Origin of the sequence: Clavibacter capsici (assembly GCF_001280205.1) — a bacterium.
In the GTDB taxonomy this organism is placed as follows: Bacteria; Actinomycetota; Actinomycetes; order Actinomycetales; family Microbacteriaceae; genus Clavibacter; species Clavibacter capsici.
This window is the reverse complement of record NZ_CP012573.1, coordinates 161,612-184,741: the sequence shown is the minus strand read 5'-3', so window position 1 is coordinate 184,741 and position 23,130 is coordinate 161,612. Positions and strand designations below refer to the sequence as shown.

General features: G+C 76.0%; 28 protein-coding genes. 15 read left to right on the top strand and 13 right to left on the bottom strand.

Annotation, left to right across the window (positions count from 1 at the left end):
* Positions 1-218: 218 nt before the first annotated feature.
* The 4 genes from AES38_RS00920 to AES38_RS00905 all read left to right on the top strand — a co-directional run bounded on the left by AES38_RS00920 (position 219) and on the right by AES38_RS00905 (position 3,732).
* Positions 219-764, top strand: coding sequence for a dihydrofolate reductase family protein (locus AES38_RS00920; protein ID WP_053773389.1), 546 nt, complete (start codon positions 219-221; stop codon positions 762-764).
* Between the two features lie 190 nt (positions 765-954).
* Positions 955-2,160, top strand: a complete 1,206-nt coding sequence (locus AES38_RS00915) for a sensor histidine kinase (protein WP_053773388.1) — start codon at positions 955-957, stop codon at positions 2,158-2,160.
* Positions 2,148-2,810 (top strand): response regulator, encoded by a 663-nt coding sequence (locus AES38_RS00910; protein ID WP_053773387.1) that lies wholly within the window; start codon positions 2,148-2,150, stop codon positions 2,808-2,810. The genes AES38_RS00915 and AES38_RS00910 overlap by 13 nt, the downstream gene beginning before the upstream one ends.
* An 82-nt stretch (positions 2,811-2,892) precedes the next feature.
* Positions 2,893-3,732, top strand: a complete 840-nt coding sequence (locus AES38_RS00905; protein WP_053773386.1) for a DUF4097 family beta strand repeat-containing protein — start codon at positions 2,893-2,895, stop codon at positions 3,730-3,732.
* Here the strand turns inward: AES38_RS00905 and AES38_RS00900 are convergent.
* The 6 genes from AES38_RS00900 to AES38_RS00875 form a co-directional block, all read right to left on the bottom strand.
* Positions 3,713-4,351 carry an NUDIX hydrolase gene (locus AES38_RS00900; RefSeq protein WP_053773385.1) on the bottom strand — a complete coding sequence of 213 codons (639 nt, stop codon included), beginning with the start codon at positions 4,349-4,351 and terminating at the stop codon, positions 3,713-3,715. The genes AES38_RS00905 and AES38_RS00900 overlap by 20 nt on opposite strands.
* Entirely contained in the window at positions 4,348-4,830 is a 483-nt protein-coding gene (locus tag AES38_RS00895) for a GNAT family N-acetyltransferase (RefSeq protein ID WP_053773384.1), read from the bottom strand. The genes AES38_RS00900 and AES38_RS00895 overlap by 4 nt, the downstream gene beginning before the upstream one ends.
* Positions 4,827-5,207, bottom strand: a complete 381-nt coding sequence (gene crcB, locus AES38_RS00890) for a fluoride efflux transporter CrcB (protein WP_053773383.1) — start codon at positions 5,205-5,207, stop codon at positions 4,827-4,829. Before crcB ends, AES38_RS00895 begins: the two co-directional genes overlap by 4 nt.
* Positions 5,204-5,728: a fluoride efflux transporter FluC gene (locus tag AES38_RS00885; RefSeq protein ID WP_053773382.1), complete on the bottom strand. Its 525-nt coding sequence runs from the start codon at positions 5,726-5,728 to the stop codon at positions 5,204-5,206. Before AES38_RS00885 ends, crcB begins: the two co-directional genes overlap by 4 nt.
* A gap of 165 nt (positions 5,729-5,893) precedes the next feature.
* Positions 5,894-6,166, bottom strand: coding sequence for a hypothetical protein (locus tag AES38_RS00880; protein ID WP_053773381.1), 273 nt, complete (start codon positions 6,164-6,166; stop codon positions 5,894-5,896).
* 85 nt (positions 6,167-6,251) lie between these two features.
* A complete protein-coding gene (locus AES38_RS00875; protein ID WP_081001812.1) occupies positions 6,252-8,060 on the bottom strand; it encodes a BCCT family transporter in 1,809 nt (602 codons plus the stop codon).
* 110 nt (positions 8,061-8,170) lie between these two features.
* Here AES38_RS00875 and AES38_RS00870 point away from each other — a divergent pair, with 110 nt between their 5' ends.
* The 5 genes from AES38_RS00870 to AES38_RS00850 all read left to right on the top strand — a co-directional run bounded on the left by AES38_RS00870 (position 8,171) and on the right by AES38_RS00850 (position 12,258).
* Positions 8,171-8,422 carry a DUF4287 domain-containing protein gene (locus AES38_RS00870; RefSeq protein ID WP_053773380.1) on the top strand — a complete coding sequence of 84 codons (252 nt, stop codon included), beginning with the start codon at positions 8,171-8,173 and terminating at the stop codon, positions 8,420-8,422.
* 60 nt (positions 8,423-8,482) lie between these two features.
* On the top strand, positions 8,483-9,088 hold the full coding sequence (locus tag AES38_RS00865; RefSeq protein ID WP_081001811.1) for a YdcF family protein: 606 nt from the start codon (positions 8,483-8,485) through the stop codon (positions 9,086-9,088).
* Positions 9,089-9,185: 97 nt separating this feature from the next.
* A complete protein-coding gene (locus AES38_RS00860; protein WP_053773379.1) occupies positions 9,186-10,385 on the top strand; it encodes a glycosyltransferase family 4 protein in 1,200 nt (399 codons plus the stop codon).
* Between the two features lie 99 nt (positions 10,386-10,484).
* Complete coding sequence (locus tag AES38_RS00855) at positions 10,485-11,192, top strand: Pr6Pr family membrane protein (protein ID WP_244629196.1); 708 nt, start codon at positions 10,485-10,487, stop codon at positions 11,190-11,192.
* A gap of 52 nt (positions 11,193-11,244) precedes the next feature.
* A complete protein-coding gene (locus tag AES38_RS00850) occupies positions 11,245-12,258 on the top strand; it encodes a LacI family DNA-binding transcriptional regulator (RefSeq protein WP_053773377.1) in 1,014 nt (337 codons plus the stop codon).
* 40 nt (positions 12,259-12,298) lie between these two features.
* Here the strand turns inward: AES38_RS00850 and AES38_RS00845 are convergent, their stop codons facing one another.
* The 5 genes from AES38_RS00845 to AES38_RS00825 form a co-directional block, all read right to left on the bottom strand.
* On the bottom strand, positions 12,299-13,753 hold the full coding sequence (locus AES38_RS00845; RefSeq protein WP_053773376.1) for a PepSY-associated TM helix domain-containing protein: 1,455 nt from the start codon (positions 13,751-13,753) through the stop codon (positions 12,299-12,301).
* Entirely contained in the window at positions 13,750-14,469 is a 720-nt protein-coding gene (locus tag AES38_RS00840) for a YcnI family protein (protein ID WP_053773375.1), read from the bottom strand. The genes AES38_RS00845 and AES38_RS00840 overlap by 4 nt, the downstream gene beginning before the upstream one ends.
* 177 nt (positions 14,470-14,646) lie before the next feature.
* The gene (locus AES38_RS00835) at positions 14,647-15,333 is read right to left on the bottom strand and encodes a hypothetical protein (protein ID WP_053773374.1); all 687 of its coding nucleotides are present in this window, start codon (positions 15,331-15,333) and stop codon (positions 14,647-14,649) included.
* A gap of 51 nt (positions 15,334-15,384) precedes the next feature.
* On the bottom strand, positions 15,385-16,599 hold the full coding sequence (locus AES38_RS00830; RefSeq protein WP_174775874.1) for a Gfo/Idh/MocA family protein: 1,215 nt from the start codon (positions 16,597-16,599) through the stop codon (positions 15,385-15,387).
* A gap of 106 nt (positions 16,600-16,705) precedes the next feature.
* Entirely contained in the window at positions 16,706-17,200 is a 495-nt protein-coding gene (locus AES38_RS00825; protein WP_053773373.1) for a MarR family winged helix-turn-helix transcriptional regulator, read from the bottom strand.
* Positions 17,201-17,290: 90 nt separating this feature from the next.
* On the opposite strand from AES38_RS00825, the gene AES38_RS00820 reads away from it, so the two are divergent.
* Complete coding sequence (locus AES38_RS00820) at positions 17,291-18,220, top strand: NADP-dependent oxidoreductase (RefSeq protein WP_053775584.1); 930 nt, start codon at positions 17,291-17,293, stop codon at positions 18,218-18,220.
* 87 nt (positions 18,221-18,307) lie between these two features.
* Here AES38_RS00820 and AES38_RS00815 read toward each other — a convergent pair whose 3' ends face one another.
* Positions 18,308-19,156 (bottom strand): LPXTG cell wall anchor domain-containing protein, encoded by an 849-nt coding sequence (locus AES38_RS00815; RefSeq protein ID WP_256998830.1) that lies wholly within the window; start codon positions 19,154-19,156, stop codon positions 18,308-18,310.
* A 684-nt stretch (positions 19,157-19,840) separates the two neighbouring features.
* Positions 19,841-20,578 carry a response regulator transcription factor gene (locus AES38_RS00810; protein WP_053773372.1) on the bottom strand — a complete coding sequence of 246 codons (738 nt, stop codon included), beginning with the start codon at positions 20,576-20,578 and terminating at the stop codon, positions 19,841-19,843.
* A 335-nt stretch (positions 20,579-20,913) separates the two neighbouring features.
* Between AES38_RS00810 and AES38_RS00805 the strand changes: the two genes are divergently transcribed.
* The 5 genes from AES38_RS00805 to AES38_RS00785 all read left to right on the top strand — a co-directional run bounded on the left by AES38_RS00805 (position 20,914) and on the right by AES38_RS00785 (position 23,116).
* Entirely contained in the window at positions 20,914-21,438 is a 525-nt protein-coding gene (locus AES38_RS00805) for an RNA polymerase sigma factor (RefSeq protein ID WP_072174659.1), read from the top strand.
* On the top strand, positions 21,435-22,061 hold the full coding sequence (locus tag AES38_RS00800; protein ID WP_053773371.1) for a methylated-DNA--[protein]-cysteine S-methyltransferase: 627 nt from the start codon (positions 21,435-21,437) through the stop codon (positions 22,059-22,061). The genes AES38_RS00805 and AES38_RS00800 overlap by 4 nt, the downstream gene beginning before the upstream one ends.
* 56 nt (positions 22,062-22,117) lie before the next feature.
* On the top strand, positions 22,118-22,336 hold the full coding sequence (locus AES38_RS00795) for a hypothetical protein (protein ID WP_053773370.1): 219 nt from the start codon (positions 22,118-22,120) through the stop codon (positions 22,334-22,336).
* Positions 22,337-22,406: 70 nt separating this feature from the next.
* On the top strand, positions 22,407-22,664 hold the full coding sequence (locus AES38_RS00790) for a hypothetical protein (RefSeq protein WP_053773369.1): 258 nt from the start codon (positions 22,407-22,409) through the stop codon (positions 22,662-22,664).
* Positions 22,665-22,672: 8 nt separating this feature from the next.
* Entirely contained in the window at positions 22,673-23,116 is a 444-nt protein-coding gene (locus AES38_RS00785) for a VOC family protein (protein ID WP_053773368.1), read from the top strand.
* The last annotated feature ends 14 nt before the right edge of the window (positions 23,117-23,130 follow it).

The following is a 23,130-nucleotide window of genomic DNA, read 5'->3' as shown; positions in this document are numbered from 1 at the left end:
TCCTTGAGGTGGCGGTGGGTCCGGGCCTCGACGACGCCGTGATCCGCCAGCTCGCGCGCATCCGGGTGGCGTCGTCGCGGACCCGATGGCGGCGACGCTAACACCGGATCGGGGGTGCTGTAAAGCGGTTAACCAGAAACGTTTCCCCGGCGGGCGTGGACGTGCGTCCCCGAGACGCCGGATCATGGCGAGCGCACCCGCAGCCCGAGGAGGAGCCCATGCGTCGCCTGACCGCCGGCCTGTTCACGTCCGTCGACGGCGTCGTGGAGGCGCCGCACGTCTTCCAGCACGACTCCTTCGACCCCGAGCTCGGCGCGGGCCTCGGCCGGATGATCGCGTCGGTCACCACCGCGGTCATGGGCCGCCGCGGGTTCGAGGACTGGTCGGCGCACTGGCCCGCCGCGTCCGCCGACGACCCGTTCGCCGCCTTCGTCAACCCGCTCGAGAAGCACGTGGCGACGACGACGCTCACGGGCGACCTCGGCTGGAACGCGACCCGGATCGAGGGCGACGTGCTCGCGGCCGTCGCCCGGCTGAAGGAGACCGAGGGCGGCGAGATCGCGGTGCTGTCGAGCATCTCGCTCACGCGCGCGCTGCTGTTCGCGGGCCTCCTCGACGAGCTGACGCTCATGATCCACCCGGTCGTCGCGGGCGCCGGCCGCCGCCTGTTCGAGCCGGGCGACCCGATGACGCGGCTCGAGCTGCGCCGCTCGGAGACCACGAGCCGGGGCAACGCCGTGCTCACGTACGCGCGGCGCGGCTGAGGCGCAGCTGGCGCGGTCCCCTTCGCGACCGCCCCGACGACCCCGCTCCCCCTCCGCGCGGCGATCCAGGCCGGGTTCCTGCTCGGGTGCGCGGTCGTCGTGCTCGGCTGAGCGCGGGTGGGGGTATCCCCCACCAGGTCGGGCGGCCACCTCCATCGCCTGGGGAAATCGGTCCCCATACGGTGAGACCGTGAACATCGTGACCGCCATCTGGACCTCCGCCGTCGACCTCCTGATCGACGCCGTGCTCGGCCTCGCCTGGGTCGTCATCCTCGTCACGCTGCTCGCGACGGGCGTGGGCACCGTGCCGGCAGCCGGGCTCGGCGTCCTCGTGCTCGCCGCCACCGCCGTGCTGATCCGCGGGATCGGCGTCGTCGAGCGGGCCCGGACCGCGGCCGTGCACGACATCGTCATCACCCCGCCCGTGCGTCGGCGCACGCGGGTCACGAGCGCGTGGCGCCACCTCGCCCAGCCGCTCCTCGACCTCGTCGACCCCGTGACCTGGCGGCAGCTGCTGCACCACGTGCTGAGCATGGTGCTGGGCCTCGTCTTCGTCACCCTCCTCGCCGCCGTGCCGCAGCTCGCGGCCGCGGTCGGCGCGGGCGACGTGCCGGGCATCCCCGGCGGCGGGCCGGCGGCGGCCGTCACCGCCGTGCTCGTCGCCGCGCTGCTCCTCCTCTACGTGTGGGGCGCCGGATCCCTCGACCGCGCCGTCTCCCCCGCCCTCCTCGGCACCAGCCGCACGGCCGCCCTCGAGAGCCGGGTCGACACCCTGGCGGACGCCCGGCAGGGCGCGGTGGACGCCGCGTCGACCGAGCGGCTGCGGATCGAGCGCGACCTGCACGACGGGGTCCAACCCCGGCTCGTGGCCCTCGCGATGACGCTCGGCATGGCCCGCTCGCGCATGGACTCCGATCCGGCCGCCGCCCGCGAGCTCCTCGACCAGGCGCATCGCGACGCCAAGGACTCCATCACCGAGCTGCGGCAGCTGGCCCGCGGGATCCACCCCGCCGTGCTCACCGACCGCGGCCTCGACGCCGCCCTCTCCGCGGTCGCCTCCCGCAACGCCGTGCCCACGACCGTCCGGGTGGACCTCTCCGCCCGACCCCGCCCGGAGGTGGAGGCGGTGCTCTACTTCGCCGTCGCCGAGGCCCTCACCAATGTCGCCAAGCACTCGGGCGCGTCCCGGTGCCAGGTCGCCGTCGACGAGGTGCCGGGCGGCGTCCGCGCCGTGATCTCCGACGACGGCCGCGGCGGGGCGACCCGCGACGGCAACCCCGGCGGCGGACTCGGCGGCATGCACGACCGGGTGCGCGCCGCCGGCGGCACCCTGACCACCTCGAGCCCCGCAGGCGGCCCGACCGACGTGACCGTGGAGGTCCCGTGCGCATTGTGATCGCCGAGGACTCCGTCCTCCTCCGAGCGGGCCTCGAGCGCCTCCTCACCGACGCCGGGCACGAGATCGTGGCCGCCGTCGCCGACGCCTCCGCGCTGCTCGCGGCTGTCGACCGCGAGCGCCCCGACCTCGCCATCGTGGACGTGCGCATGCCGCCGACCTTCACCGACGAGGGGATCCGCGCCGCGGTCCTGATCCGCGCGCAGGACCGCCACGCGGCCGTGCTCGTGCTCTCCCAGTACGTGGAGGAGCGCTACGCGGCCGATCTCATCGCCGCGAACTCCGCGGGCCTCGGCTACCTGCTCAAGGACCGGGTCGCGGAGGTGGACGAGTTCCTCGCCGCCGTCGCCGAGGTGGGGGCGGGCGGCACGGTCTTCGACCCGGAGGTCGTGGCGCAGATCGTGGTGCGCTCCCGGCGGTCCGACGGGGTCGACGCCCTGTCGCCGCGCGAGGCCGAGGTGCTCCAGCTGATGGCCGAGGGCCGCTCGAACAGCGCGATCGCCGGCGCCCTCCACGTCTCGGAGAGCTCCGTCGAGAAGCACGTCTCCGCGATCTTCACGAAGCTCGACCTCCCGCCCGAGAGCACCGGCAACCGCCGCGTGCTGGCCGTCCTGCGGTTCCTGGCGCGCGTCGCCGACCCGCGCGGCTGATCCACCGCGCGCTTCCCCGCCGCTCCGCTCGTCCGTCCCCACTCCTCGCTCCTCCTCCTCGCTCCTCCGACAGAAGGCCGCCATGACCACCCTCGCCCCCGCGGGCACGCCCGCCCCGCCCGCACCCCGCCGCCCGCGCCCGCTCCGCGTCGCGCTCCTCGTGATCGGATCCGTCGCGCTCCTCGCCGTCGTGGCGCTCGTCGTGCTGCAGGTCGTCGGCTCCCTCGACCGCGGCGACGGCTCGCGCACCAGCACGGTGTCGGGGCCCGTCGACCGCGTGTCGATCGACGCGTCCGCCGCGGACGTGCGGATCGAGCAGGCGGACGTCGACGCCGCGCGCATCGTGTTCCGCGCGGGCGACACCGCCCTCCGCGAGACCCACGTCGTGAGCGACGGCCGGCTGCGCATCGAGCTGCGGAACCCCGGCTGGAGCTTCCTCGACGTGCGGGTCGGGCCCTCGTCCGGTGCCGAGCTCGTGGTCCAGCTGCCGGCGGCGACGGCCGGGCGCGAGCTCGCCGTCGACGTGTCGTCGGCGGCGGGCGGGATCGAGCTGGCCGGCGCGTTCGGCGACGTCGACCTCGCGTCCGGCGCGGGCGGGATCCGCCTCGCCGGCAGCGTCGCCGACCTCACGGTCGAGAGCGGCGCGGGCGACCTCACGGCCGACGCGCTCGAGGTGACCGGCGAGATCCGCACGACCAGCGCCGCGGGCGACACCGAGCTCGACCTCGCGACGGCGCCCACCGCGATGCGCGTGGAGACCACCGCGGGCGAGCAGCGGATCCTCCTGCCGGAGGGCGCCTACGCCATCACGACCGAGACGGTGATGGGCGAGGTGGCGAACGCGATCGGCAGCGACGCGGACGCCCCGCGCCGCTACGTCCTGTCGGCGACCATGGGCGACATCACGGTCGCGCGGCGCTGACCGGCGTCGCGGCTCCGGGCGGCGCGACCGGCGGCAGCAGCCCCTGCTCGGCGGCGGCCGCGCGGGCGATCAGCAGGGTCGGGTCCTCGATGCCGCCCGCGGCGATGAGCGCGTCGAGCTCGGCGACCGGCATGCGGACGAGGCGCACCTGCTCGGACGGGTCGGAGCGGTCGGCGGTGCCGGCGGTGGTCGGGCTCGTGCAGGCGAAGACGTGCACCGACCACGACGCGCGGCCCGGGTTCACGGCGTAGGTGCGCAGGGGCCGGAGCTCCGGCGCGACGAGGCCGAGCTCCTCCTCGAGCTCGCGGCGGGCGGCGTCGGCGGGCTGCTCGGCGGCGTCGCCCGCGCCGCCGGGGAGGTCGAGGATCCACCGCCCCAGCGGGTGCCGGTACTGACGCGACAGCAGCACGTGGTCGCCGTCGATGACGAGGGTCGCGACCGCGAACGGCACGCTCTCGTCGACCTCGTAGCGGGACGCGGACCCGTCCGGCAGCAGCACGTCGTGCTCGACGAGGACGACGCGTCCGCGGTGGAGGTCCCGCCTCCCGCTCGTGGCCCAGAGGCGCTCGGGGTCGGTGTGCGGGTGCTGGGGATCGAGACCGGGCGTCGCGCTGCTCATCCCGCGAGCCTAGGTGGGGCGTCGCCGTCCCCCAGGGCCCGGGACCACGCGACCTCGCCGGCGAGCTGGCCGCTCTCCCGGAACGCGACGACCTGGCGGGCGCTCGGCAAGGCGGCGGCGAGCGCGTCGCGGTCCGCCTCCGCGAAGCCGAGGCCGCGCCAGAACGGGCCGGACCTCCGCGAGAACAGCCACGCGCGCTCCGCCCCGGCCGCGGCCGCCTCGGCGAGGGCGTGCCGCGCGAGGGCCGAGCCGAGCCCGGCCGACCGGAGGGCGGGATCCACCGCCACGCTGCGGATGAGCGCATGCCGCCCGTCGCCGCTGAGCTCGAAGCCCGTGCTGCCGGTGATGCGGCCGGCCGCGTCGCGCCGGATCCACAGTCGCACCGCCGGGTCGTCGAGCCCCGAGACGGTGAGGTCCGCGGCCTCGAGGAACGCGCGCAGCGCCGGCACGTCGTCGTGCACGGCCGACAGGACCGTCACAGCCCCGCGCCCACCACGATCCCGAGCCCCGCCGCCACGATGCAGACCACGAGCATGCCGACGCCGTTGGCGAGCGCCGCCCCGTACCGGCCCGCCTGCGCGAGGCGCACCGTCTCGAGGCTCGCGGTGCTGAAGGTCGTGTAGCCGCCCATGAGGCCGCCGCCGAGGATGAGCAGGAGGTCGTGCGGCAGTCCCGCCTGCGCGGCGGCGCCCGTGAGGAGGCCGAGGCCGAGGGATCCGGTGACGTTGATGACGGTCGTGCCCACGGGGTACGACGCGCCGACCCGGCCGCGGATCGCGCCGTCGACGAGGAGGCGGAGGGCGGATCCGATGCCGCCCGCGAGGCAGATGAGGGCGAACACGAGCGGGCCGGTCACGACGCCGCCCCCGTCCCGCGTCCGGCGGCCGACCGGCGGTGCAGCGCGGCCCCCGCCGCGATGCCGGCGACCGACGCGGCCGCGCCGACCACGAGCGTGAGCCCGGCGTAGGCGAGCGCCGTGCCGAGCGCGGATCCGGTGAGCGACGCCGCGTCGGTCGCGAGCGCGCTGTACGTGGTGAAGCCGCCGAGCACGCCCGTGCCCACCAGCAGGCGGATCCCGCGGCGTCGCCCCTCGTCGGGCCCGCGGCGGGCGAGCCCCTCGAGGAGCGCGCCGAGCACGAAGGCGCCGACCACGTTGATGAGGAGGATCGTCACCGGCAGGCCGCCGGGCGGCGCGGGCCAGGTGAGCGCGAGCGCCTCGCGGACGCCCGTGCCGACCGTGCCGCCGAGCGCGACCAGGCCGAGCGACGACCAGCGCAGGTGGACGGGCCGGCCGGGATCGTCGTCCACCTCCACGTCGCTGTCGAGGGGCGCGGGATCCCGCCGCACGGGGTCGAGGGGTGCGCGGTCGTCGGTCATGGGGTCTCCCATCTCGGATGGCATGGCGGTGCCGTGAGACAGGGACCGTCGTCGACGGGGATGTCGAGGTTCGGGTACGGCGAGCCCCACCGCCGTGCCTCCCGCGGGAGACCGGACCATTGAACCACGGCCCGCGGGATCCGGGCGGGAGCGCCCCAGGCGGGCTCAGTCGAACGCGTACAGGTCGAGGTCCGTGCGCACCGGGGCGGCGCCCGGGTCGACGGGATCCTCGTCCTCGCGCTCGTGCACCTCGAAGCGGACCGCCGACCGGGGCGTGACGAGCACGGAGACCCCCACCTGCCCGACCGCGGCGAAGTCGACGAACCGGGACCGGCCGGTCACGGCCTCGACGATGCGCCCCTTGAGGGCCGCGACGTCCTCCCCGTCGGCGAGCTGGTAGCGCTGGCCGTCGATGCGGATGCTGGTGGTGGTGGGCATGCGACCCTCGTGTCGTGCCGCGCGGGGGAGGCCCGGCGTCCTGGCGACGCCCCAGGGGTGCGGGCGGGGCGTCGATGGGCCGACACTATTCCGCGGTCGAGGAAGGGTCAGCCCCCTTGACAGGCGCGGCATCGGGAGCCACGGCGGCCGCGGGATCGGCGCCGCCGGCCTGGCCGTCCGCCCGCTGCCCGGGCGTCGTCGACGGGCGCACCCGCCGCTTCAGCGCGCGCCACGGCACGCCGATGCCGCGTTCCGACGGCCCGTCCACCTCGAGCCCGTAGTGCACGCCGATCCGCTCGAGCAGCACCTCGCGCTCGGCCTTGTCGTACGCGCGCCGTTCGCGGGTGAAGGCGATGGCGGTCGACCAGCAGGTGAGGATCAGCACCACGCTGAACGGCAGCGCGGTCGTGATCGCCGCGGTCTTCAGCGCGTCGAGCCCGCCGGTGAGCAGGAGCGCGATCGCGAGCAGCGCCGTGAGGATCGCGAAGAACACGCGCAGGGCGTTCCGCGGCTCGATGTCGCCGCCGGACGCGATCATCGCCATCACGAGCGAGCCCGAGTCGGACGACGTGACGAAGAAGACGCCGACGAGGAGGATCGCGCCGAAGGTCAGCACGGCGCCGGCCGGCAGGTCCCGGAGCAGCGCGAAGAGCGAGCCCTCCACGTCCACCGCGCCGCCCGGGCCCACGAGCCCGCCCGCGCCGTCGGTCTGGCGGTGGATCGCCGCGCCGCCGAGCACCGCGAACCACAGGAACGTGAGCGTGGTCGGCACGAGGAGCACGCCGGAGACGAACTGGCGCACGGTGCGGCCCTTGGAGATCCGGGCGATGAAGATGCTGACGAACGGCGCCCACGACATCCACCAGCCCCAGTAGAAGGTCGTCCACGACGCCTGCCACTCCTCGCCCGCGGCGCCCTGCTGGGCCGTCACGTTGAAGGACAGCCCCACGACCTCCTGCAGGTACACGCCGATCGACTGCACGAAGTCGCGCAGGAGGAACTGGGTCGGGCCGACGACCAGGATGAAGAGGAGGAGCGCGGCCGCGAGCAGCAGGTTGAAGTTCGAGAGGATCTTCATGCCCTTCGCGACGCCCGTGACGAGCGAGACGATCGTGACCGCGGTGATCACCGCGATGATCGCGATCTGGCTCACGGTGCTGCTCTCGGCGAGGCCCGCGCTCTCGAGCCCGGCGCCGATCTGCAGCACGCCGAGGCCGAGCGACGTCGCGACGCCGAACAGCGTGCCCACGAGCGCGAGCACGTCGATGAGGTTGCCCCAGCCGCCGCGCACGCGCGTGCCGAGGAGCGGCTCGAGCGCCCACCGGATGGAGACGGGACGCCCGCGGCGGTGGATCGCGTACGCGAGCGCGAGCCCGAGCACCACGTAGATCGCCCACGCGTGCAGGCCCCAGTGCAGGAAGGTCTGCACCATGGCCTGCTGCGCGAGCTCGGACTCGGTGCCCGTGATCCCGGGGCGCGGCGACGCGAAGTGGCTGAGCGGCTCGGAGACGCCGTAGAAGACGAGGCCGATGCCCATGCCGGCGGCGAAGAGGAGGGAGAACCAGGATCCGGTCGAGAACTCTGGCTCGTCGGCGTCCTTGCCGAGCTTGATGCTGCCGAAGCGGCTGAAGCCCACGAAGATCGAGAAGCCGACGAAGAACGCGGCGGCGAGCACGTAGTACCAGCTGAAGTTGCTGACGATGCCGGTCTGCAGGGAGACGAACAGGGCCTCGGCGGCGTCGGGCGCGATCAGGGTGAAGGCCACGAACGCGAGGACGATGACGGCGGCCGGCCAGAAGACCCAGCGCTTCACGCGGTGGGCGGATGCGGGCGGATCGAGCGGGTCGGGCTGCTCCGAGGAGGCGTCGGGCGGGGTCGGGGTGGTGATCGCCATGCGTCCATGGTGCCTGCCATCCGGGTGCCGGGCACCATCGGGGTACGCCCCGTGCGCGGCGGAGGGACCGCGCCCTGGTCGCCGCCGCGCGCCGCCGGTACCGTCGCAGCATGAACGCGCACGGCATCGTCGCCCCGCCCCCGCCGCCCGAGGGGCAGACGGCGAAGGGGCCCGCCTCCTACTTCCCGAGCATCGAGAGGACGTACGGGCAGCCGGTCCAGCACTGGATCGACCTGGCCGACGCACGGCTCGACACGGAGCCGCACATGCAGGTCGTCTCGTGGCTGAAGTCCGAGCACGGCCTCGGGCACGGGCACGCGAACGCGGTGGTCGCGTTCGTGAGGGCGGCGCGCGCCGCCTGACGGGAGCCGGGCCACCCGGCCACCCGGCCACCCGACGCCGGGCGCCCGTAGCCTGGGCGCATGCGCACCCGCCGGATCGTCGTCGTCCCGGCCGCGCTCCTCGGCGCCTGCGCGGCCGTGCTCCTCGTGAGCGAGGGGATCCACCGCGCCGCCAGCACGCGCGGCCTCGGCAACGCGCCCGGCCGGCCCGACGGCACCGTCGGCCGCGAGGCGGTCGTCGTGCTCGGCTTCGGCAACGCGCAGGCGCGCGCGAACCGCATCAACCGGTTCCGCGTGCGCGCCGCCCTCCGCTCGATGGACCCGCGGGCCGCGTCGACCGCGCTCGTGCTGTGCGGCGGATCCGTGATGGGCGCCGAGCCCGAGGCCCGGATCCTCGCCCGGTACGCCCGCGAGCTCGGCTACCGCGGCGCGGTCGTCCTCGAGGAGTCGAGCCGGAGCACGCGCGAGAACGTCGCGAACGCGATCCCGCTCGTCGAGGACGCCGACACGATCCGCATCGTCTCCGACCCCGTGCACGCGGAGGAGGCGCGCGGCTACCTGCGCGCCGCCCGCCCCGACCTCGCCGACCGGCTGGCCCGCGCCCGCGACTACCGCTTCGGCGAGATGACGTGGATGAAGCCGCTCGCCATCGCCGTCGCGGTGCTGCGGCGGGCTCGGTCGAGCTAGGCCCGCTCCCGCCCTCGCGGGAGCCCGCCCGTGCGGTGCGCCCCCGTCTCCCCAGCCCCCAGCGGCGGCGCGTCCCGGACCGTTACCGTCAGCAGGGATGAACACCCTCCACCCCCTCCTCGTGATGGACTACGCCTTCTCCTACCTGGGTGGAGCCCAGACGGCCGTCGTCCAGCAGGCGCTCGCGCTCGCGCGGGCGGGGCACTCGGTGACCATCGCGGCGCCCGACGCCTCCTCCGTCCGCGAGCTGGAGGGCACGGGCGTGGCCCTCCACGACGTCGCGCCCTCCTTCCCCATCTCGTTCCTCGGCCTGCCGCTCATCCGGGCCGACGCCGCCACGCGGCACGACCTCGCCGCGCTCATGGACGCCGCGGGCACCGACCTCGTCCTCACGCACTCCGAGCACGGGCTGGCGGCGACCGCCCTGCGGCTCGGGCGCGAGCGGGGGATCCCGACGCTCCACACCGTCCACACCTTCTTCCTGCGCGGCCCGGCCTGGGGCGCGCTCCTCGCACCCGTCGTGTCGGCCATGCACCGCGCGATGACCGGCCTGCCGGATCCGAGGGTGCGCCTGGCCCCGCGTCGGCTCGACAGCGCGCTGCGCGGCACGACGCTCGCCGCCTGCCGCGAGGCCGACCTCGTCCTCTCCCCGTCCGCGCACCAGGCCGTCGCGCTGCGGCACGCCGGGCTGCCCGCCGTCGAGGTCCTCTCGAACACGAGCTGCGCCGCGCGCGGCGAGCGCGTCCCCGTCCCGGCCGGCGGGCAGCTGCGCCTGGTGTGGGCGGCGCGGTTCGCCCCCGAGAAGCGCCTCGACGTGATGCTGCGGGCGATGGCGCTGGTCGCGGAGCGCTCCGCTCCCGGCGCCGTGCACCTCGACCTCGCGGGAGGCGAGCCGCGCACGCCGGCGCCGCCCGGCGTCACGGTGCACGGGCGCGTGCCGAGCGCCACCGTCACGGCCCTGCTCCACGGCGCGCACGCCGCGGTCATCACCTCGCTCGGCTTCGACAACCAGCCGATGATCGCCATGGAGGCCTTCGCGGAGGGCCGCGCGGCGATCGTCAGCGATCCCGTGCTCGCGGCCGAGTTCGACGGCGCCGCGCTGCTCGCGGACGGCACCGACGCCGAGGGGCTGGCCGAGTCCATCCTGCGGCTGGCCGCCGACCGGCGCCCGCTCGACGCCGCGGCCCGCACGGCCGAGCGACTCGCCGCGTCCGTCGCCCCCGAGGCGCACGCGCGGAGCATCGAGCAGGCGTGCGAGCGCGTCCTCCGCGCGCGCCGCGGATCCGCCGCCGCCTGACCCGCCCGCCCGACCCCGACCCCGTCCCCGGCGCGGCGCCCGGCTGTCCGGTCGTGGACAGCCGGCTCCGCTCCCCGGCCGGAGGTGCGAAGGTCTCCCGTGCCCAGATACCTCTCCCTCGTCCGCCTCGCCACCGCGGCCGCCGCGGTGGTCGGCGTCATCGCCCAGTACCACGTGAACCTCGCCTACTGGCAGGGGCTCGGCGTCACCGGCATCGCCGGGAAGTCCCTCGACTTCGCGCTGTACTTCACGGAGGACTCCAACATCCTCGCCATCGTCGTCCTGGTCGTGGGCGGGGTGCGCCTCGCGCGCGGCCGCATCGCGGATCCGAGCGTGGGCTGGGTCACCCTGCGCCTGGCCTCCACGGTGTACCTCGTCATCACGGGCCTCGTGTGGAACCTGCTGCTCCGCGGCCAGCCCCAGCCGCCCGCGCTGCAGCTCGACTGGGCCGACCAGATCGTGCACGTGGCCGTCCCCGCCATCGTGCTCGTCGACTGGCTCATCGCCCCCGACCGCCGGCCGCTGCGGATGGGCGCCATCGGCCGGGTCATCCTGTTCCCCCTCGCGTGGATCACCGTCACGCTCCTCCGCGGGCCGTCCACCGGCGACGAGGTCACCGGGTCGTCCACCTACTACCCGTACGGCTTCCTCGACCCGGCGTCCTCGCCCGGCGGCTACCTCACCGTCGCCGAGTACGTGGTGGGCCTCACGCTCGCCGTCTGCGCGATCACCGCCGCGCTCATCGCGGTGTCGCGCCTGCGCTCCCCCCTGGCGCCGCGCCCCGCGGCGATCCCCGCTATACGCTGAGCACGCGTCCGCCCGACGCGCCGCCCGACCGCGAGGAGACGCCATCCCGACCATGCGAGAGGTCGCCGCGCGCGCGGGGGTCTCGATCGCCACGGTCTCCTTCGTCGTCAACGGCACCAAGGCCGTCTCGGAGCCCACCCGGCGCGCGGTCACCGAGGCCATGCGGGAGCTCGGCTACCGCAACAACGTCGTGGCCCGGGCGCTCGCGAGCAAGCGCACGCGGATCATCGCGCTGCTGTTCCCGGGCGACGTGCAGCGCCTCAGCCGCATCGCCCTCGAGATATTCATGAGCGCCGCGACCCGGGCGGCCGAGCTCGGCTACCACCTCGTGCTCTGGCCCACGGGGGTCGCGCCCGACGAGGTGGCCGACCTCGTGAGCGGCCGGCTCGTCGACGGCGTCATCGTCATGGAGGTGCGCATGGACGACGCGCGCATCCGGGAGCTCGCGGCGCTCGACGTGCCGTTCGTCTCGATCGGCCGCACCGCCGACACGCGCGACCTGCCGTTCGTCGACATGGACTTCGAGGGCACGGTCGCCGACGGGCTCGACCACCTGCAGGGCCTCGGCCACCGCCGGTTCGGGCTCGTGATCGAGGACCTCGAGGACGGCCCCCTGCGCGGCTACGGCCCCACCACGCGCACCGAGCGGGCCTTCCGCGACGAGACGGCGGCGCCCGGGCGGGCCGGCACGGTCGCCCGGTGCGCGCCCACGCCGACCGGGGGACGCACGGCGGCGGGCGCGCTGCTGGCGGCGGATCCCGGGATCACGGCGGTCATGATCCTCAACGACCAGGCGGCGCGGGGGCTCCTCTCGGGCCTCGACGACGCGGGGCGACGCGTGCCCGACGACGTCTCGATCCTGTCGCTCGCCTCCTCCACCGAGGTGGGCGCGCTCGTCGAGCCGGCCCTCAGCACCATGGACGCGCCGGGCCCGGAGCTCGGCCGCCTCGCCGTGGAGACGCTGCTGGCCCGGCTCGACGGCACGGCCGCCGAGCTGCCGCACGCGCTCCTGCCGTGCCGGCTGCACGAGGCCGCGTCGACCGGCCCGGCGCCGGCCGCCCGCTGACGCGCGGACGGCCGGACGCGCGGACGGCCGGATCCCCGCCTCAGCCCGCGGCCGCGCCCCCGCGGTGCACGCGCGCGGCCGTGACCAGCGCGTCGAGCAGCACGAAGCCCACCAGGGGGATCCCGACGAGCGGCAGGAACAGGCCCACGCCGACGCCGACCGCGACGACCGCCGCGATCCCCCACCACGGCGCCCGCACGAGCGCGCCCGCCGGGGCGGGGCGGCCGGGACGCGCGACGCCCGGCCGGCGCTTCCACCACATGAGGTAGCCGAAGACGACCATCGCGGCGATGCCGAGCGCGGTCACCGCCAGCAGGATCCGGTTCGGGAGCCCGAACATCGTCCCCTGGTGCGTGTCGATCCCCCAGCGCGCGAGCTTCGCCGGCAGCGGGTAGTCGGCGAAGTCGGTGCGTCCCACCACCTGGAGGGTGCTGCCGTCGACGGCCACCTGGTCGACCTGCGTGGGGAAGCTGCGCTGGATCTCGCTCACGGTCCACGCCTGGCCCGTCTGCTTCGGCGGCGTGATCTCCACCAGGCCCGTGTCGACGTTCACTCCCTGCGCGACGCGGAGGACCTCGTCGAAGGTCGCGGGATCCACGGCCGGCGTCGTCGCGGGCGCGGCGGACGCGTGGTGGCCGGCGTGCGGATCCGCCGCCGAGGCCGCCCCCGCACCCGCACCGGGCAGCGCGGTCGTGAGGGTCGGCGTCTGCCAGCTGAGGGCCTGGCGCAGGTCGGTCACGTTCTGCCCGCCGAACTGCGACCACGTGATCCCCGTGGCCGACAGGAACAGCGCGCCCGCCACCAGCCACACGCCGGTGGACGCGTGCCAGGAGAGGATCCGCCGGTAGCCGGTGGCCCTCGCGTCGGGTCGCACGAGGTCGCGGCGACGCGGCGACCGGCGCCAGCGCGCGACCCACAGGCCGAGGCCCGCGAGCGTCACGATGCCGAGCCAGCTGGCCGCGAGCTCGCTGTAGAGGCGGCCGGGGTCGCCGAGCCCGAGCGTGCGGTGGAGGTGGCTGATCGCGGTGCGCAGCGGCAGGGCGCCGCTCGTGCCGTAGACGGGCAGGTCGCCGCGGATGGACGCGTCGGCCGGGTCCACGAAGATCGCGCGGGTCTGGCTCGGGATGAGGCCGTCGCCCGTGAACATGACGCGCGTGGTGTCGCCGGGCGCGGGGGCCGGGCGGACGGCGACGAGGGTGCCGGATCCGCCGACCACGGCCTCCCCGGCCTGCACCTGCTGCGCGAGCGGCACGGCCGTGCCCGTCGCGGGCGCGTGCAGCTCGTCGGCGTACACGACCTGCTCGATCGACGGCGCGAGCGCGTACGCGGCGCCGCTGAGCGCGGCCACGAGGATGAACGGGCCCACGAGGATCCCCGCGAGGAAGTGCAGGCGCAGCAGCAGCGGGAGGAACCAGCCGCGCTGCGGGCGCGTGATCACGGGGGCGGGCGCGGCGGGCGCCGTCGCCTCGTCCGCGCGGTCGTCCACGGCGGTCACCGGCGGCCGCCCTGCTGCGGGCGGCGCATGCCGATCGTGAGGAGCATGACGGCGACGACGCCCACGACGAGGCTGCCGAGGCCGAGGAGGCGCGCGACCGGGTCGACGGGATCCGCCGCGGCGGTCGCGGCGGCGGTGCTCGTGCCCGAGGCGCTCGAGCCGGTGGCGCTCGTGCCGGTCGCGGACGCGGCGTCCGTGAGCGTGAGCGCGGGCGCCGGGTGGTCGGGCTCGGTGCCCGCGGCGGGCGTCTCGGCCCAGTCGGTGGATCCCTCGACGCAGGTCTGCAGCGTCGGGAACGCGACCACGTCCCCGGCCGCGCCGTCGACGGGCAGGAGCGCCTCGACCTGCACGGTCGCGCGCAGGGCGTCGGGCAGCGGGGCGTCGGCCGTGTAGGTGACGGTCGTGCCGTCGGCGGCCTCCTGCTCGGCGACGGTCCAGCCGGGCGCGAGGGTCGGCTTCACGGCCTGCACGTCGGCGGGGAAGCGGATCGCGAGGGACGTGGTGGCGGATCCCTCGCAGCCGTGCCCGACCGCGAAGGTCAGGACGCTGAGGGAGGCGGGGGCGGTGGTCGACGCGTCGAGCTCGACGTGCGCGGAGGCGGCGAGCGGCGCCGACACGGCGAGCGCGAGGCCGAGGGCGGCGCCGGCGGCGACGCGGATCCGGCGGGTGCGGCGGCCGGGGCGGGCGGCGGCGGGCAGGCGGGTGGTGCGGGGCATGGTGGTCCTTCGGTGGCGGCACGGGCGTGGCCGTGCGGATGTCCGGATGTCCGGGCGTGCGGGGGCGCGGCGACGCGACGGCGACCGCTCCGGCGGCGGCGGGGCGCGGGCGGAGCGGGTCGGTCGGGCGTCGGCGCGGGACCGCGCCGGATGCCCCGAGGGGCGCGGCGGCGCGGATCAGGCGGCGAGCGCGACGGACGGCGGGCCGCGGCGGCCCTGGATGCGCGCGGAAAGGAGCGCGACGAGGCGGCGCGGGCGGGCGTCCGCGGGGATCCGGCGGGGTCGCGGCGCGACGAGGGGCTCGGCGAGGGCGGCCGCGACGGCGACGGCGGCCGCCACGAGCGCGCCCGCGGCCCCCGAGATCGCGCCGCCCACGCGGAGCGCCAGGGCCCTGGCGACGCGGCGGACGGCGTCGGCGCCGACGCGCAGCGAGCAGACGCTGACGAGACCGGCGATCACGTGCGCGAGCAGCATGGCGCCGTCGTGGTCGGCGGGCATCGCCATCGCCGAGGAGGGACCGGCGGCGAGGGCGCGGGCGGCGTCGGCCGCGGCGTGCGCGTGGTGGTGACCGGCGGATCCGGCGCTCGGCGTCCCCGTGCCCGACGCCCCGACCGCGCTCCCGCCGAACGTGAACGCGGTGTGCAGCACGCCCTGCGTCGCGCCGATGGCGAGGACGAGGTGCGCGAGCGCCACGCGACGCCCGCCGAGCGCGAAGCAGAGGGCGACGCCCGCGACGAGCGCGAGCCCCAGGACGAGCGGATGCGGGATCCCGCCGCCGGCCGCCGCGTGCGCGGTCGCCGTGACGAGCGTGCAGACCAGCGCGGACAGCGCGGCGCGCCGCATGCGCTCCTGCCGTGCCTGCACCCGTCCCCCTCGCGGTCGTCCTGGCCAGGGTACGCGAGCGGGCGCCGTGCCTCAGCTGGCGGCGGGATCCACCGTCTTCCACGCGCTGCCGTCGGCCGAGCTGCGCTCCACCGCGTCGAGCACGCGCTGCACGCGGAGCCCGTCGGCGAACGACGGCTGCGGCTCGCGGCCCTCGGCGATGTCGTGCACGAGGTCGCGCACCTGGTGCGTGAACGCGTGCTCGTAGCCGAGGCCGTGGCCGGTGGGCCACCACGCGGCTGCGTAGGGGTGCTCGGGCTCGGTGACGAGGATCCGGCGGAAGCCCAGCTTGTCGGCGGGCGCGGTCGCGTCGTACAGCTCGATCTCGTTGAGGCGCTCGAGGTCGAAGGAGATGGCGCCGTCGGATCCGCTGAACTCCAGGCGCAGCGCGTTCTTGCGGCCGGTGGCCATGCGGGTCGCCTCGAAGCTGGCGAGCGCGCCGCCCGCGAGCTTGCCGGTGAAGTAGGCCGCGTCGTCGACCGTGACCTTCCCGCGCTCGCTCGACGCGACGCCGCCGAGGCCGCGCGTCTCCGCGAGCAGCGGGCGCTCCTCCACGAAGGTGCGGAGCAGGCCGCTGACCGCGTCGAGCCTCTCGCCCGTGATGAACTGCACGGCGTCGACGATGTGCGCGCCGATGTCGCCGAGCGCGCCGGATCCGGCCGCCTCCTTGTCGAGGCGCCACGTCATGGGGCCCTCGGCGTCGGTCAGCCAGTCCTGCAGGTACAGCGCGCGCACCTGGCGGAGCTCCCCGATCGCGCCCTGGGCGACGAGGTCGCGGGCGAATGTGATGGCAGGCACGCGGCGGTAGCTGAAGCCCACCATCGCGCGGACCCCCTTCGCGGCGGCCCTCTCGGCCGCGGCCGCCATGATCTCGGCCTCCTCGACCGTGTTCGCGAGCGGCTTCTCGCACAGCACGTGCTTCCCGGCCTCGAGCGCGGCGACCGCGACCTCCACGTGCGTGCTGCCGGGCGAGCAGATGTCGACGACGTCGATGTCGTCGCGCTCGATGGCGGCGCGCCAGTCGGTCTCCGCGCGCTCCCAGCCCCAGCGGTCCGCGGACTCCTGCGTGCGGGCCTGGTCGCGGCCGACCACCGAGACCATGCGCGGCGCGAGCGGCAGGTCGAAGAACGCGGGGGCGACGCGCCAGGCCTGCGAGTGGGCGGCGCCCATGAAGCCGTGGCCGATCATCGCGACGCCGAGGGCGCCTCCGGTCTCCGTGGGCGTCGCGGCGGGCTGCGTGTCGGACATGGGACTCCTTCGTCTCATACGGGGTGCGGATCCGCGTGCGGGTGATTCGTTGCGGCTCGCGTCAAATGTACGGGGGCGCCGCGGGGCCTGACAAGGCGGCGGGAGCTCAGGCCTTCCGGCGCCGGGCCGCGGAGCGCGGCGGCGCGGCCCGGAGGTGCGTGGTCACGCTTCCGAGGATCCGCGCGAGGTGGCCGGCGTCCGCGTCCGACAGCGGCGCGAACAGGAGCCCGTGCACGGTATGGATGTGCCCGGGGAAGACGGCCGCGAGCACCTCGCGGCCCGCGTCGGTGAGGGCGACCACGGTGCTGCGCTCGTCGTCCGGGGACGGCGAGCGGGTGATCAGGCCCCGCTGCTCGAGGAGCTGCGCCTGGTAGGTGAGGCCGCTGCGGCTGTAGACGACGCCGTCGGCGAGGTCGGTCATGCGCAGGTGGCCGTCCGGGGTGTCGCCGAGCCGCGCCAGGAGCTGGAACTGCACGTAGCTGAGGCCGCCCGCGTCGCGGAGCTGCGCCTCGACCGCGGGGCGCAGCAGGCTGCCGACCTCGGTGAAGGCGAGGTAGGCGTCGAGCTGGGTCGGGGTCAGGGATCGGGGCGTCTCCGTCATGCATCCATCCTAGGTGTTGCTTCGCATTCGAAGCAGTGGTACCGTCACGCCATTGCTTCGGATTCGAAGCACTTGACGAAGGGGAAGATCATGGAGGCAGTGCGGTTCCGGGAGGTCGGCGGACCAGAGGTGATGGAGGTAGCGGACATCGAGGTGCCCGAGCCGGGTGCCGGGCAGGTGCGGATCCGCGTGGCCGCGTCCGCGTACAACGCGGCGGACGGGGGCATGCGGGGCGGGTTCCTGCCGATCCCCATCCAGCTGCCGCACGTCCCCGGCTACGACGTGTCCGGGACCGTGGACGCGGTCGGCGCCGAGGTGACGGGCGTCGCGGTCGGCGACGAGGTGATCGCGTTCCTGCCGATGGAGAGCGACGGCGGTGCGGCCGAGCAGGTCATCGCGCCGGCCGGGTCCGTGGTGGCGGCGCCGACGAGCATCCCCCTGGCGGACGCCGCCGGCCTGCCGTCCGTCGCGCTCACCGCGTGGCAGGCGCTGTTCGACGACGGCCGCCTCGAGCGCGGCCAGCGGGTGCTGATCGTCGGCGCCGGCGGCGTGGTGGGCAAGTACGCGATCCAGCTCGCGACGCGGGCCGGCGTGCACGTCATCGCGACGGCGAGCCCGCGCAGCCTCGACGCCGTGCGCGCCGCCGGGGCGGACGAGATCGTCGACCGCACCACGACCGACCTGCTGGGCGCGCTCGACGGGCAGGTGGATGTGCTCCTCAACCTCGCGCCGATCGAGCCGGAGACGTTCGCCGCCTACGTGGCCGCGGTGCGCGACGGCGGCGCGGTCGTCAGCACCACCGCCTTCATGGCCACCCCCGGCGACGAGGGGCGCGGCGTGCGCGCCGCCACGGTCTTCGTGCGGCCGGACTGCGATCGCCTCGCGGAGCTGGTGGCGCTCGTCGACGCGGGCGCGCTCGCGGTGGAGGTGACCCGGAGGATCCCGCTGGCGGAGCTCCCCGCGCTGCACGCGGAGGCCGAGGCGGGACGCGTCACCGGGAAGGTGATCGTCCTCCCCTGATCCCGCGTCGGCGGCCGGACGCGACGACGGCCGGACCCCCGCGGGGATCCGGCCGTCGTCGTGCGTGGTGCGGGTGGTGCCGTGCCGCTACTCCGCGGAGCGCAGTCGGCGGCGGGCGACGAGCGCGCCCGCGCCGGCGAGGGCCATCAGCGCGCCGAGGCCGCCGAGGCCGAGGGCCGCGGCGCCGTCCGTGCCCGTGACGGGCAGGGTGTCGCCGTGGTGCGCGGCCGGCTTCGTGATCGGCTTCGGAGCGGTGCCCGCGGGGTCGATCGACGGCGCGGTCGGCGTCGGGGTGGGGATGCCGGGGAGGCCCGGGATGACCGGTCCGCCCGCGTCCTCGCCGGTCAGCTCGACCGTGCCGCCCTGCGTGAGGCCCGACTCGAGGCCCGTGACGGACACCTTGTACGTACCCGGCTGGATGTCGCCGAACAGGATGACCGGCTGCGCGAAGGTGCCGTCGACGTCGGCGCGCACGAGGTCCTTGAGCGAGCGGGTGCCGACGCCCAGGCCGCCGTTGGCGTCGCTGAGCTGGATCACCCGGCCGTCGGGCGCGGTGACCGTGACCTGGACGGCCTCGTAGCGGAGGTAGCCGGTCGCGTCGACCTTCAGGCCGCCGAGGAGGCTGGTCGCCTCGGTGACGGAGATCGGCGAGATGGTCGAGAACGAGGCCTCGGCGCGGACGAACGGGCCGACGGGCGCCTCGGCGAAGCGCACCAGGCCGCGGATCTCGCCCGTGACCGTGAGGTCGAGGCCGACCTGCGTGAGGGTGACGCTCGCGGTCGTGGAGCCCTGGAGCAGCTCGGTGAAGCTCGCGGGGAACGCGTACGTGCCGTCCTCGCCGACGATGCCGATGCCGGCGATCGACTTGACGCCCACGGCGTTGAAGTAGCTGGCGGTGACGATGCTGCCCGCGGTGCCGGTGCCGGCGAACGGCACGGCCTCGTTGATCGGGAGGGCGACGCCGCGGTCGGGCGTGGTCCAGGTGAAGGGCAGCTCGACGACGGGCGTTGTCGGCTCGAGCGTCGGGAGGCCCGTGCTCGGCGTGCCGGGGGTCGGGACGGCGGGGGCCGGGGTCTCGACCGGGGCATCGGCGGCGGGGGTCGCCTCCTCGGCGGGCGCGGCGGGCGCGGGCGTCGGGGTCGCGTCCTCGGCGGGGCCTCGACGGCGGGCGCCGGCGTGGCGGCCGGGGCCTCGACGGGCGTCTCGACGGCGACGGGCGCGGAGTCGACGGGGACGGTCTCGGCGTGCGCGGCGGGCGCCATCGCGAGGGGCAGGATCACGAGCGACGCCGAGAGGCAGGCGCCGGCCGCCGCGCGGCGGAACGACCTGCCGCGACCGGCGGCGGGGGTGGGACGGGTCATGGCATCTCCGGTGGTGCAGGACCGCCCGCGCGCGCCAGTGCTGTGCCGCGACCGTGCGGTAGAAGGGGACGCGCTCCGGGGTCTCGAGAACGCGGCGGGGAGGATCTGCTCCCTGCCGCCGACTGTAGGGACTTCCTTTCCCCACCTGGGGAGATTTTTGGCGCAGTATGACGCGTGTGACTCGTGATCCCCGGAGTTGCGCGGGTGACTCGCCGCATCGACCCCCGGACTGGGGTGTTCAGAGCGGGCCGCTCCGGCGTCAGGCGAGGGGCGCGAGCACGAGGTCGTCGCCCGCGACACCGACCAGGATCACCTGCTCGCCGCCGATCCGACGCCCCGTCACGACCGGCAGGTCGAGCAGCGCGCGCGGCGCGACGACGCCGGCGCCGGCCTCCGCCAGCCGGTGCGCGAGCTCGCGCCGGGACAGCCGGCGCGTCGGCTCCTCCGCGAGCGCGCGCACCACGGCGAGCTCCGTCGGATCCAGCTCCAGCGGCACGCCCGCGAGCCACGCCTCGCCCGTGACCGGGTCGAGCACGAGGTCGCCCGCCGTGACCATGGCCGGCGCGAGCCCGCGACGGCGGAAGAGCTCGCGCAGGGTCTGGACGACCTCCTCGAGGCCGAAGGGCTTCGTCACGTAGTCGTCGGCGCCCGCGCCGAACGCCGCGAGCCGGTCCTCGAGCGAGTCGCGGCCGGTGAGGAACAGGACGGGCGTGGCGACGCCCGCACGACGCAGCTCGGCGACGACCTCCACGCCCGAGACGTCGGGCAGCATCATGTCGAGGAGGATCGCGTCGGGCGCGTCCCCGACGGCGGCCTCGATCGCGGCGCGGCCGGTGTCGACGACGCGCACGTCCCAGCCCTCCATCCGCAGCGCGAGCGACAGCAGCTGCGTGATGGGCGCCTCCTCGTCGACCACGAGGACGCGCAGCGCGCGGGGCGCGGCACCGGGCACGGCCTGCTCGTCGTCGCGGGCGGCGGGGCTGACGGTGCCGGTCATGCGGATCCTCGTGTCGTCGTGGGGCCGCCGGCCCGGGGGGACGGGCCGGCGGCGGTGCTCCTCGCGGAGCGGTGCGGCCGGGGGTGGGCCGCGCCTCCATCCTCCGGGTCGAGGAGCGCCGGGTCGTCATCCGCGGGGACCGTCACGGGTGGTCCCCACGGACCGCACGGGCGACGGATCGGCGATGCGGAGGAAGCGCACGGCGCGTCCGGAGGCGGGCGCAGGGCGACGCGGTCACCGGGCGCCCTTCCGACCCGGCCGCGGGATCCGCGAGACTGATCCGCACGCCGACCTCACGGATCACCCCGCCCCGGCGTCTACCCGGTGTGGAGATGATGCAGCCGTTCGACAGGGTCGTGACCGAGCACGGCGCCGTGGTGCTCCGCGTGTGCCGGGCGGTGCTCGGCGGGCACGCGGACGCCGAGGACGCGTGGTCGGAGACGTTCCTGTCGGCGCTGGTCGCCTACCCGCGGCTCGGACCGCGCGCCGACGTGCGCGCCTGGCTCGTCACCATCGCGCACCGCAAGGCCCTCGACGCGATCCGCGCCCGCGGCCGCCGCGCGCTCCCCGTCGACGAGGTGCCCGAGCGGGTGTCCGACCTCGGCGTGCCCGACTCCTGCGACCCGGACCTCTGGCGCCTCGTCGCCGGCCTGCCCGAGCGGCAGCGGCTCGCGGTCGCGTACCGGTACCTCGGCGGGCTGCCGTACGCGGAGGTGGCGGCGATCGTGGGCGGCACCCCCGAGGCGGCGCGGCGCGCGGCGGCGGACGGGGTCGCGAGCCTCCGGCGGTCGATGGGCGCGGATCCGCCGGGCGGCGAGCGCGAGCCCGCACCCGCCACCACCATCGGAGGACGACCGTGACCGATCTCGACGACACCGCCCCCTTCCTCGACGCCGCCGCGCTCGAGCGGACGGATCCGACCGCGCCCGCCCTCGACGCGCTCCGCCTGCGCCTCGCCGACCGGGCCGAGGCCGACGGGGCCCTCGACGTCGGCTTCACGACCATCGACTCGCCCGTCGGCCCGCTGCTGCTCGTCGCCACCGACCGCGGACTGATCCGCGTCGCGTACTCCCGCGAGGACCACGACACCGTGCTCGGCGACCTCGCACGGCGGCTCGGCCCGCGGATCCTGCGCGCCCCGAAGCGCCTCGATGCGGCCGCCCGCGAGCTCGACGAGTACTTCGCCGGCCGCCGCCGCTCCTTCGACCTGCCGCTCGACCGCCGCCTGTCCACCGGCTTCCGCGACCGGGTGCAGCGGCTGCTGCCGGAGATCCCGTACGGATCCACGCGCACCTACCGCGAGGTCGCCGAGACGGCCGGCAGCCCGGCCGCCACGCGCGCGGTCGGCACGGCGTGCTCGACGAACCCGCTGCCCGTCGTGATCCCGTGCCACCGCGTCCTCCGCTCCGACGGCACGCTCGGCGGCTACATCGGAGGCCTCGCGGCCAAGACGACGCTGCTCGAGCTGGAGGGGCGGATCTGACCGGTTCCCCCCTCCGGCGGACGCGGCGAGCGCGGCCCCGCGCCTAGCGTGGGGGCATGGAGCAGCCGACGGCGCCCGACGACCGCCCGTCGGTCGGCGGGGGCGCCGGCCGGCTGTGCGACACCGGGCTCGCCGTCCTCTTCGCGATCGGCGTCGTGCTGGCGCTCACCCGCGACGACCTGCGCCCGGTCGCGCTCCTGCTGATGGTCGTGAGCGCCGCCGTGTTCCTGGTGTCGATGATCATGCGGCCGGTCCGGCAGGGCCCGGGACGCTGACCGTCCGCGGGCACCGGCATCCCCCACGAGGAGGACGCGGGCGCGGGGTGCGGCTCCCTAGCGTGAGGGCATGAGCGATCCGACGACACCCGGCGGCCCCGCGGATGCGCCCGCGGAGGGCGACGACGGCTCGAAGAGCACCAACACCGCGCTCGGCGTCGTCTTCGGGATGCTCGGCCTCGCGCTGATGCTGACGCTCGACGACACCCGCGTCGCCGGGCTGCCGTTCCTCGTCCTCGGCGTCACGTTCTTCGTCATGGGGATCCGTCCGGCCACGCGAGAGCGCGACCGCGCCGCCGGGGACGACGCCCCACCACCGACGGCGTAGACAGGACCATGGCCTCCTCGCCCGACCACCCGCGCCTCCTGCAGACGGTCCTCGACGCGCCGGATCCGCGCCGCCTCGCCGAGTTCTACCGCGAGCTCCTCGGCTTCCGCTACCGGCCGGGCGACGAGCCCGACCAGGCGGGGCCGGATCCGGACTGGCTGGTCCTCGTCGACGACGACGGCACCCGCCGCCTCGCCTTCCAGCTCGCGCCGGACATGCCCGCGCCCCGCTGGCCCGATGGGTCGCCGCCGCAGATGCTGCACCTCGACCTCACCGTCGGATCCGTCGCCGACCTCGAGCGCCAGCGGTCGCGTGCGTTGACGCTCGGCGCCGAGGTGCTGCAGGACCGGTCGGCGGATCCGGACGAGCCGCTCCACGTGCTGCGGGATCCCGCCGGCCACCCGTTCTGCGTCTTCGTCGCGCCGGAACCCTCGGGCGCGGCACCGGGGTGAGCGGCGCCGCGTCG

Excerpts from the sequence above, each read along its gene's own strand:
- AES38_RS00880 (WP_053773381.1), bottom strand. The coding sequence starts at position 6,166 with ATGCCCACCACCACCAGCATCCGCATCGACGGCCAGCGCTACCAGCTC.
- AES38_RS00905 (WP_053773386.1), top strand. The coding sequence starts at position 2,893 with ATGACCACCCTCGCCCCCGCGGGCACGCCCGCCCCGCCCGCACCCCGC.
- AES38_RS00920 (WP_053773389.1), top strand. The coding sequence starts at position 219 with ATGCGTCGCCTGACCGCCGGCCTGTTCACGTCCGTCGACGGCGTCGTG.
- AES38_RS00825 (WP_053773373.1), bottom strand. The coding sequence starts at position 17,200 with ATGACGGAGACGCCCCGATCCCTGACCCCGACCCAGCTCGACGCCTAC.
- AES38_RS00805 (WP_072174659.1), top strand. The coding sequence starts at position 20,914 with ATGCAGCCGTTCGACAGGGTCGTGACCGAGCACGGCGCCGTGGTGCTC.
- AES38_RS00820 (WP_053775584.1), top strand. The coding sequence starts at position 17,291 with ATGGAGGCAGTGCGGTTCCGGGAGGTCGGCGGACCAGAGGTGATGGAG.
- AES38_RS00875 (WP_081001812.1), bottom strand. The coding sequence starts at position 8,060 with ATGGCGATCACCACCCCGACCCCGCCCGACGCCTCCTCGGAGCAGCCC.
- AES38_RS00830 (WP_174775874.1), bottom strand. The coding sequence starts at position 16,599 with ATGTCCGACACGCAGCCCGCCGCGACGCCCACGGAGACCGGAGGCGCC.
- AES38_RS00790 (WP_053773369.1), top strand. The coding sequence starts at position 22,407 with ATGAGCGATCCGACGACACCCGGCGGCCCCGCGGATGCGCCCGCGGAG.
- AES38_RS00850 (WP_053773377.1), top strand. The coding sequence starts at position 11,245 with ATGCGAGAGGTCGCCGCGCGCGCGGGGGTCTCGATCGCCACGGTCTCC.
- AES38_RS00795 (WP_053773370.1), top strand. The coding sequence starts at position 22,118 with ATGGAGCAGCCGACGGCGCCCGACGACCGCCCGTCGGTCGGCGGGGGC.
- AES38_RS00785 (WP_053773368.1), top strand. The coding sequence starts at position 22,673 with ATGGCCTCCTCGCCCGACCACCCGCGCCTCCTGCAGACGGTCCTCGAC.
- AES38_RS00860 (WP_053773379.1), top strand. The coding sequence starts at position 9,186 with ATGAACACCCTCCACCCCCTCCTCGTGATGGACTACGCCTTCTCCTAC.
- AES38_RS00810 (WP_053773372.1), bottom strand. The coding sequence starts at position 20,578 with ATGACCGGCACCGTCAGCCCCGCCGCCCGCGACGACGAGCAGGCCGTG.
- AES38_RS00900 (WP_053773385.1), bottom strand. The coding sequence starts at position 4,351 with ATGAGCAGCGCGACGCCCGGTCTCGATCCCCAGCACCCGCACACCGAC.
- AES38_RS00885 (WP_053773382.1), bottom strand. The coding sequence starts at position 5,728 with ATGACCGACGACCGCGCACCCCTCGACCCCGTGCGGCGGGATCCCGCG.
- AES38_RS00840 (WP_053773375.1), bottom strand. The coding sequence starts at position 14,469 with ATGCCCCGCACCACCCGCCTGCCCGCCGCCGCCCGCCCCGGCCGCCGC.
- AES38_RS00865 (WP_081001811.1), top strand. The coding sequence starts at position 8,483 with ATGCGCACCCGCCGGATCGTCGTCGTCCCGGCCGCGCTCCTCGGCGCC.
- AES38_RS00870 (WP_053773380.1), top strand. The coding sequence starts at position 8,171 with ATGAACGCGCACGGCATCGTCGCCCCGCCCCCGCCGCCCGAGGGGCAG.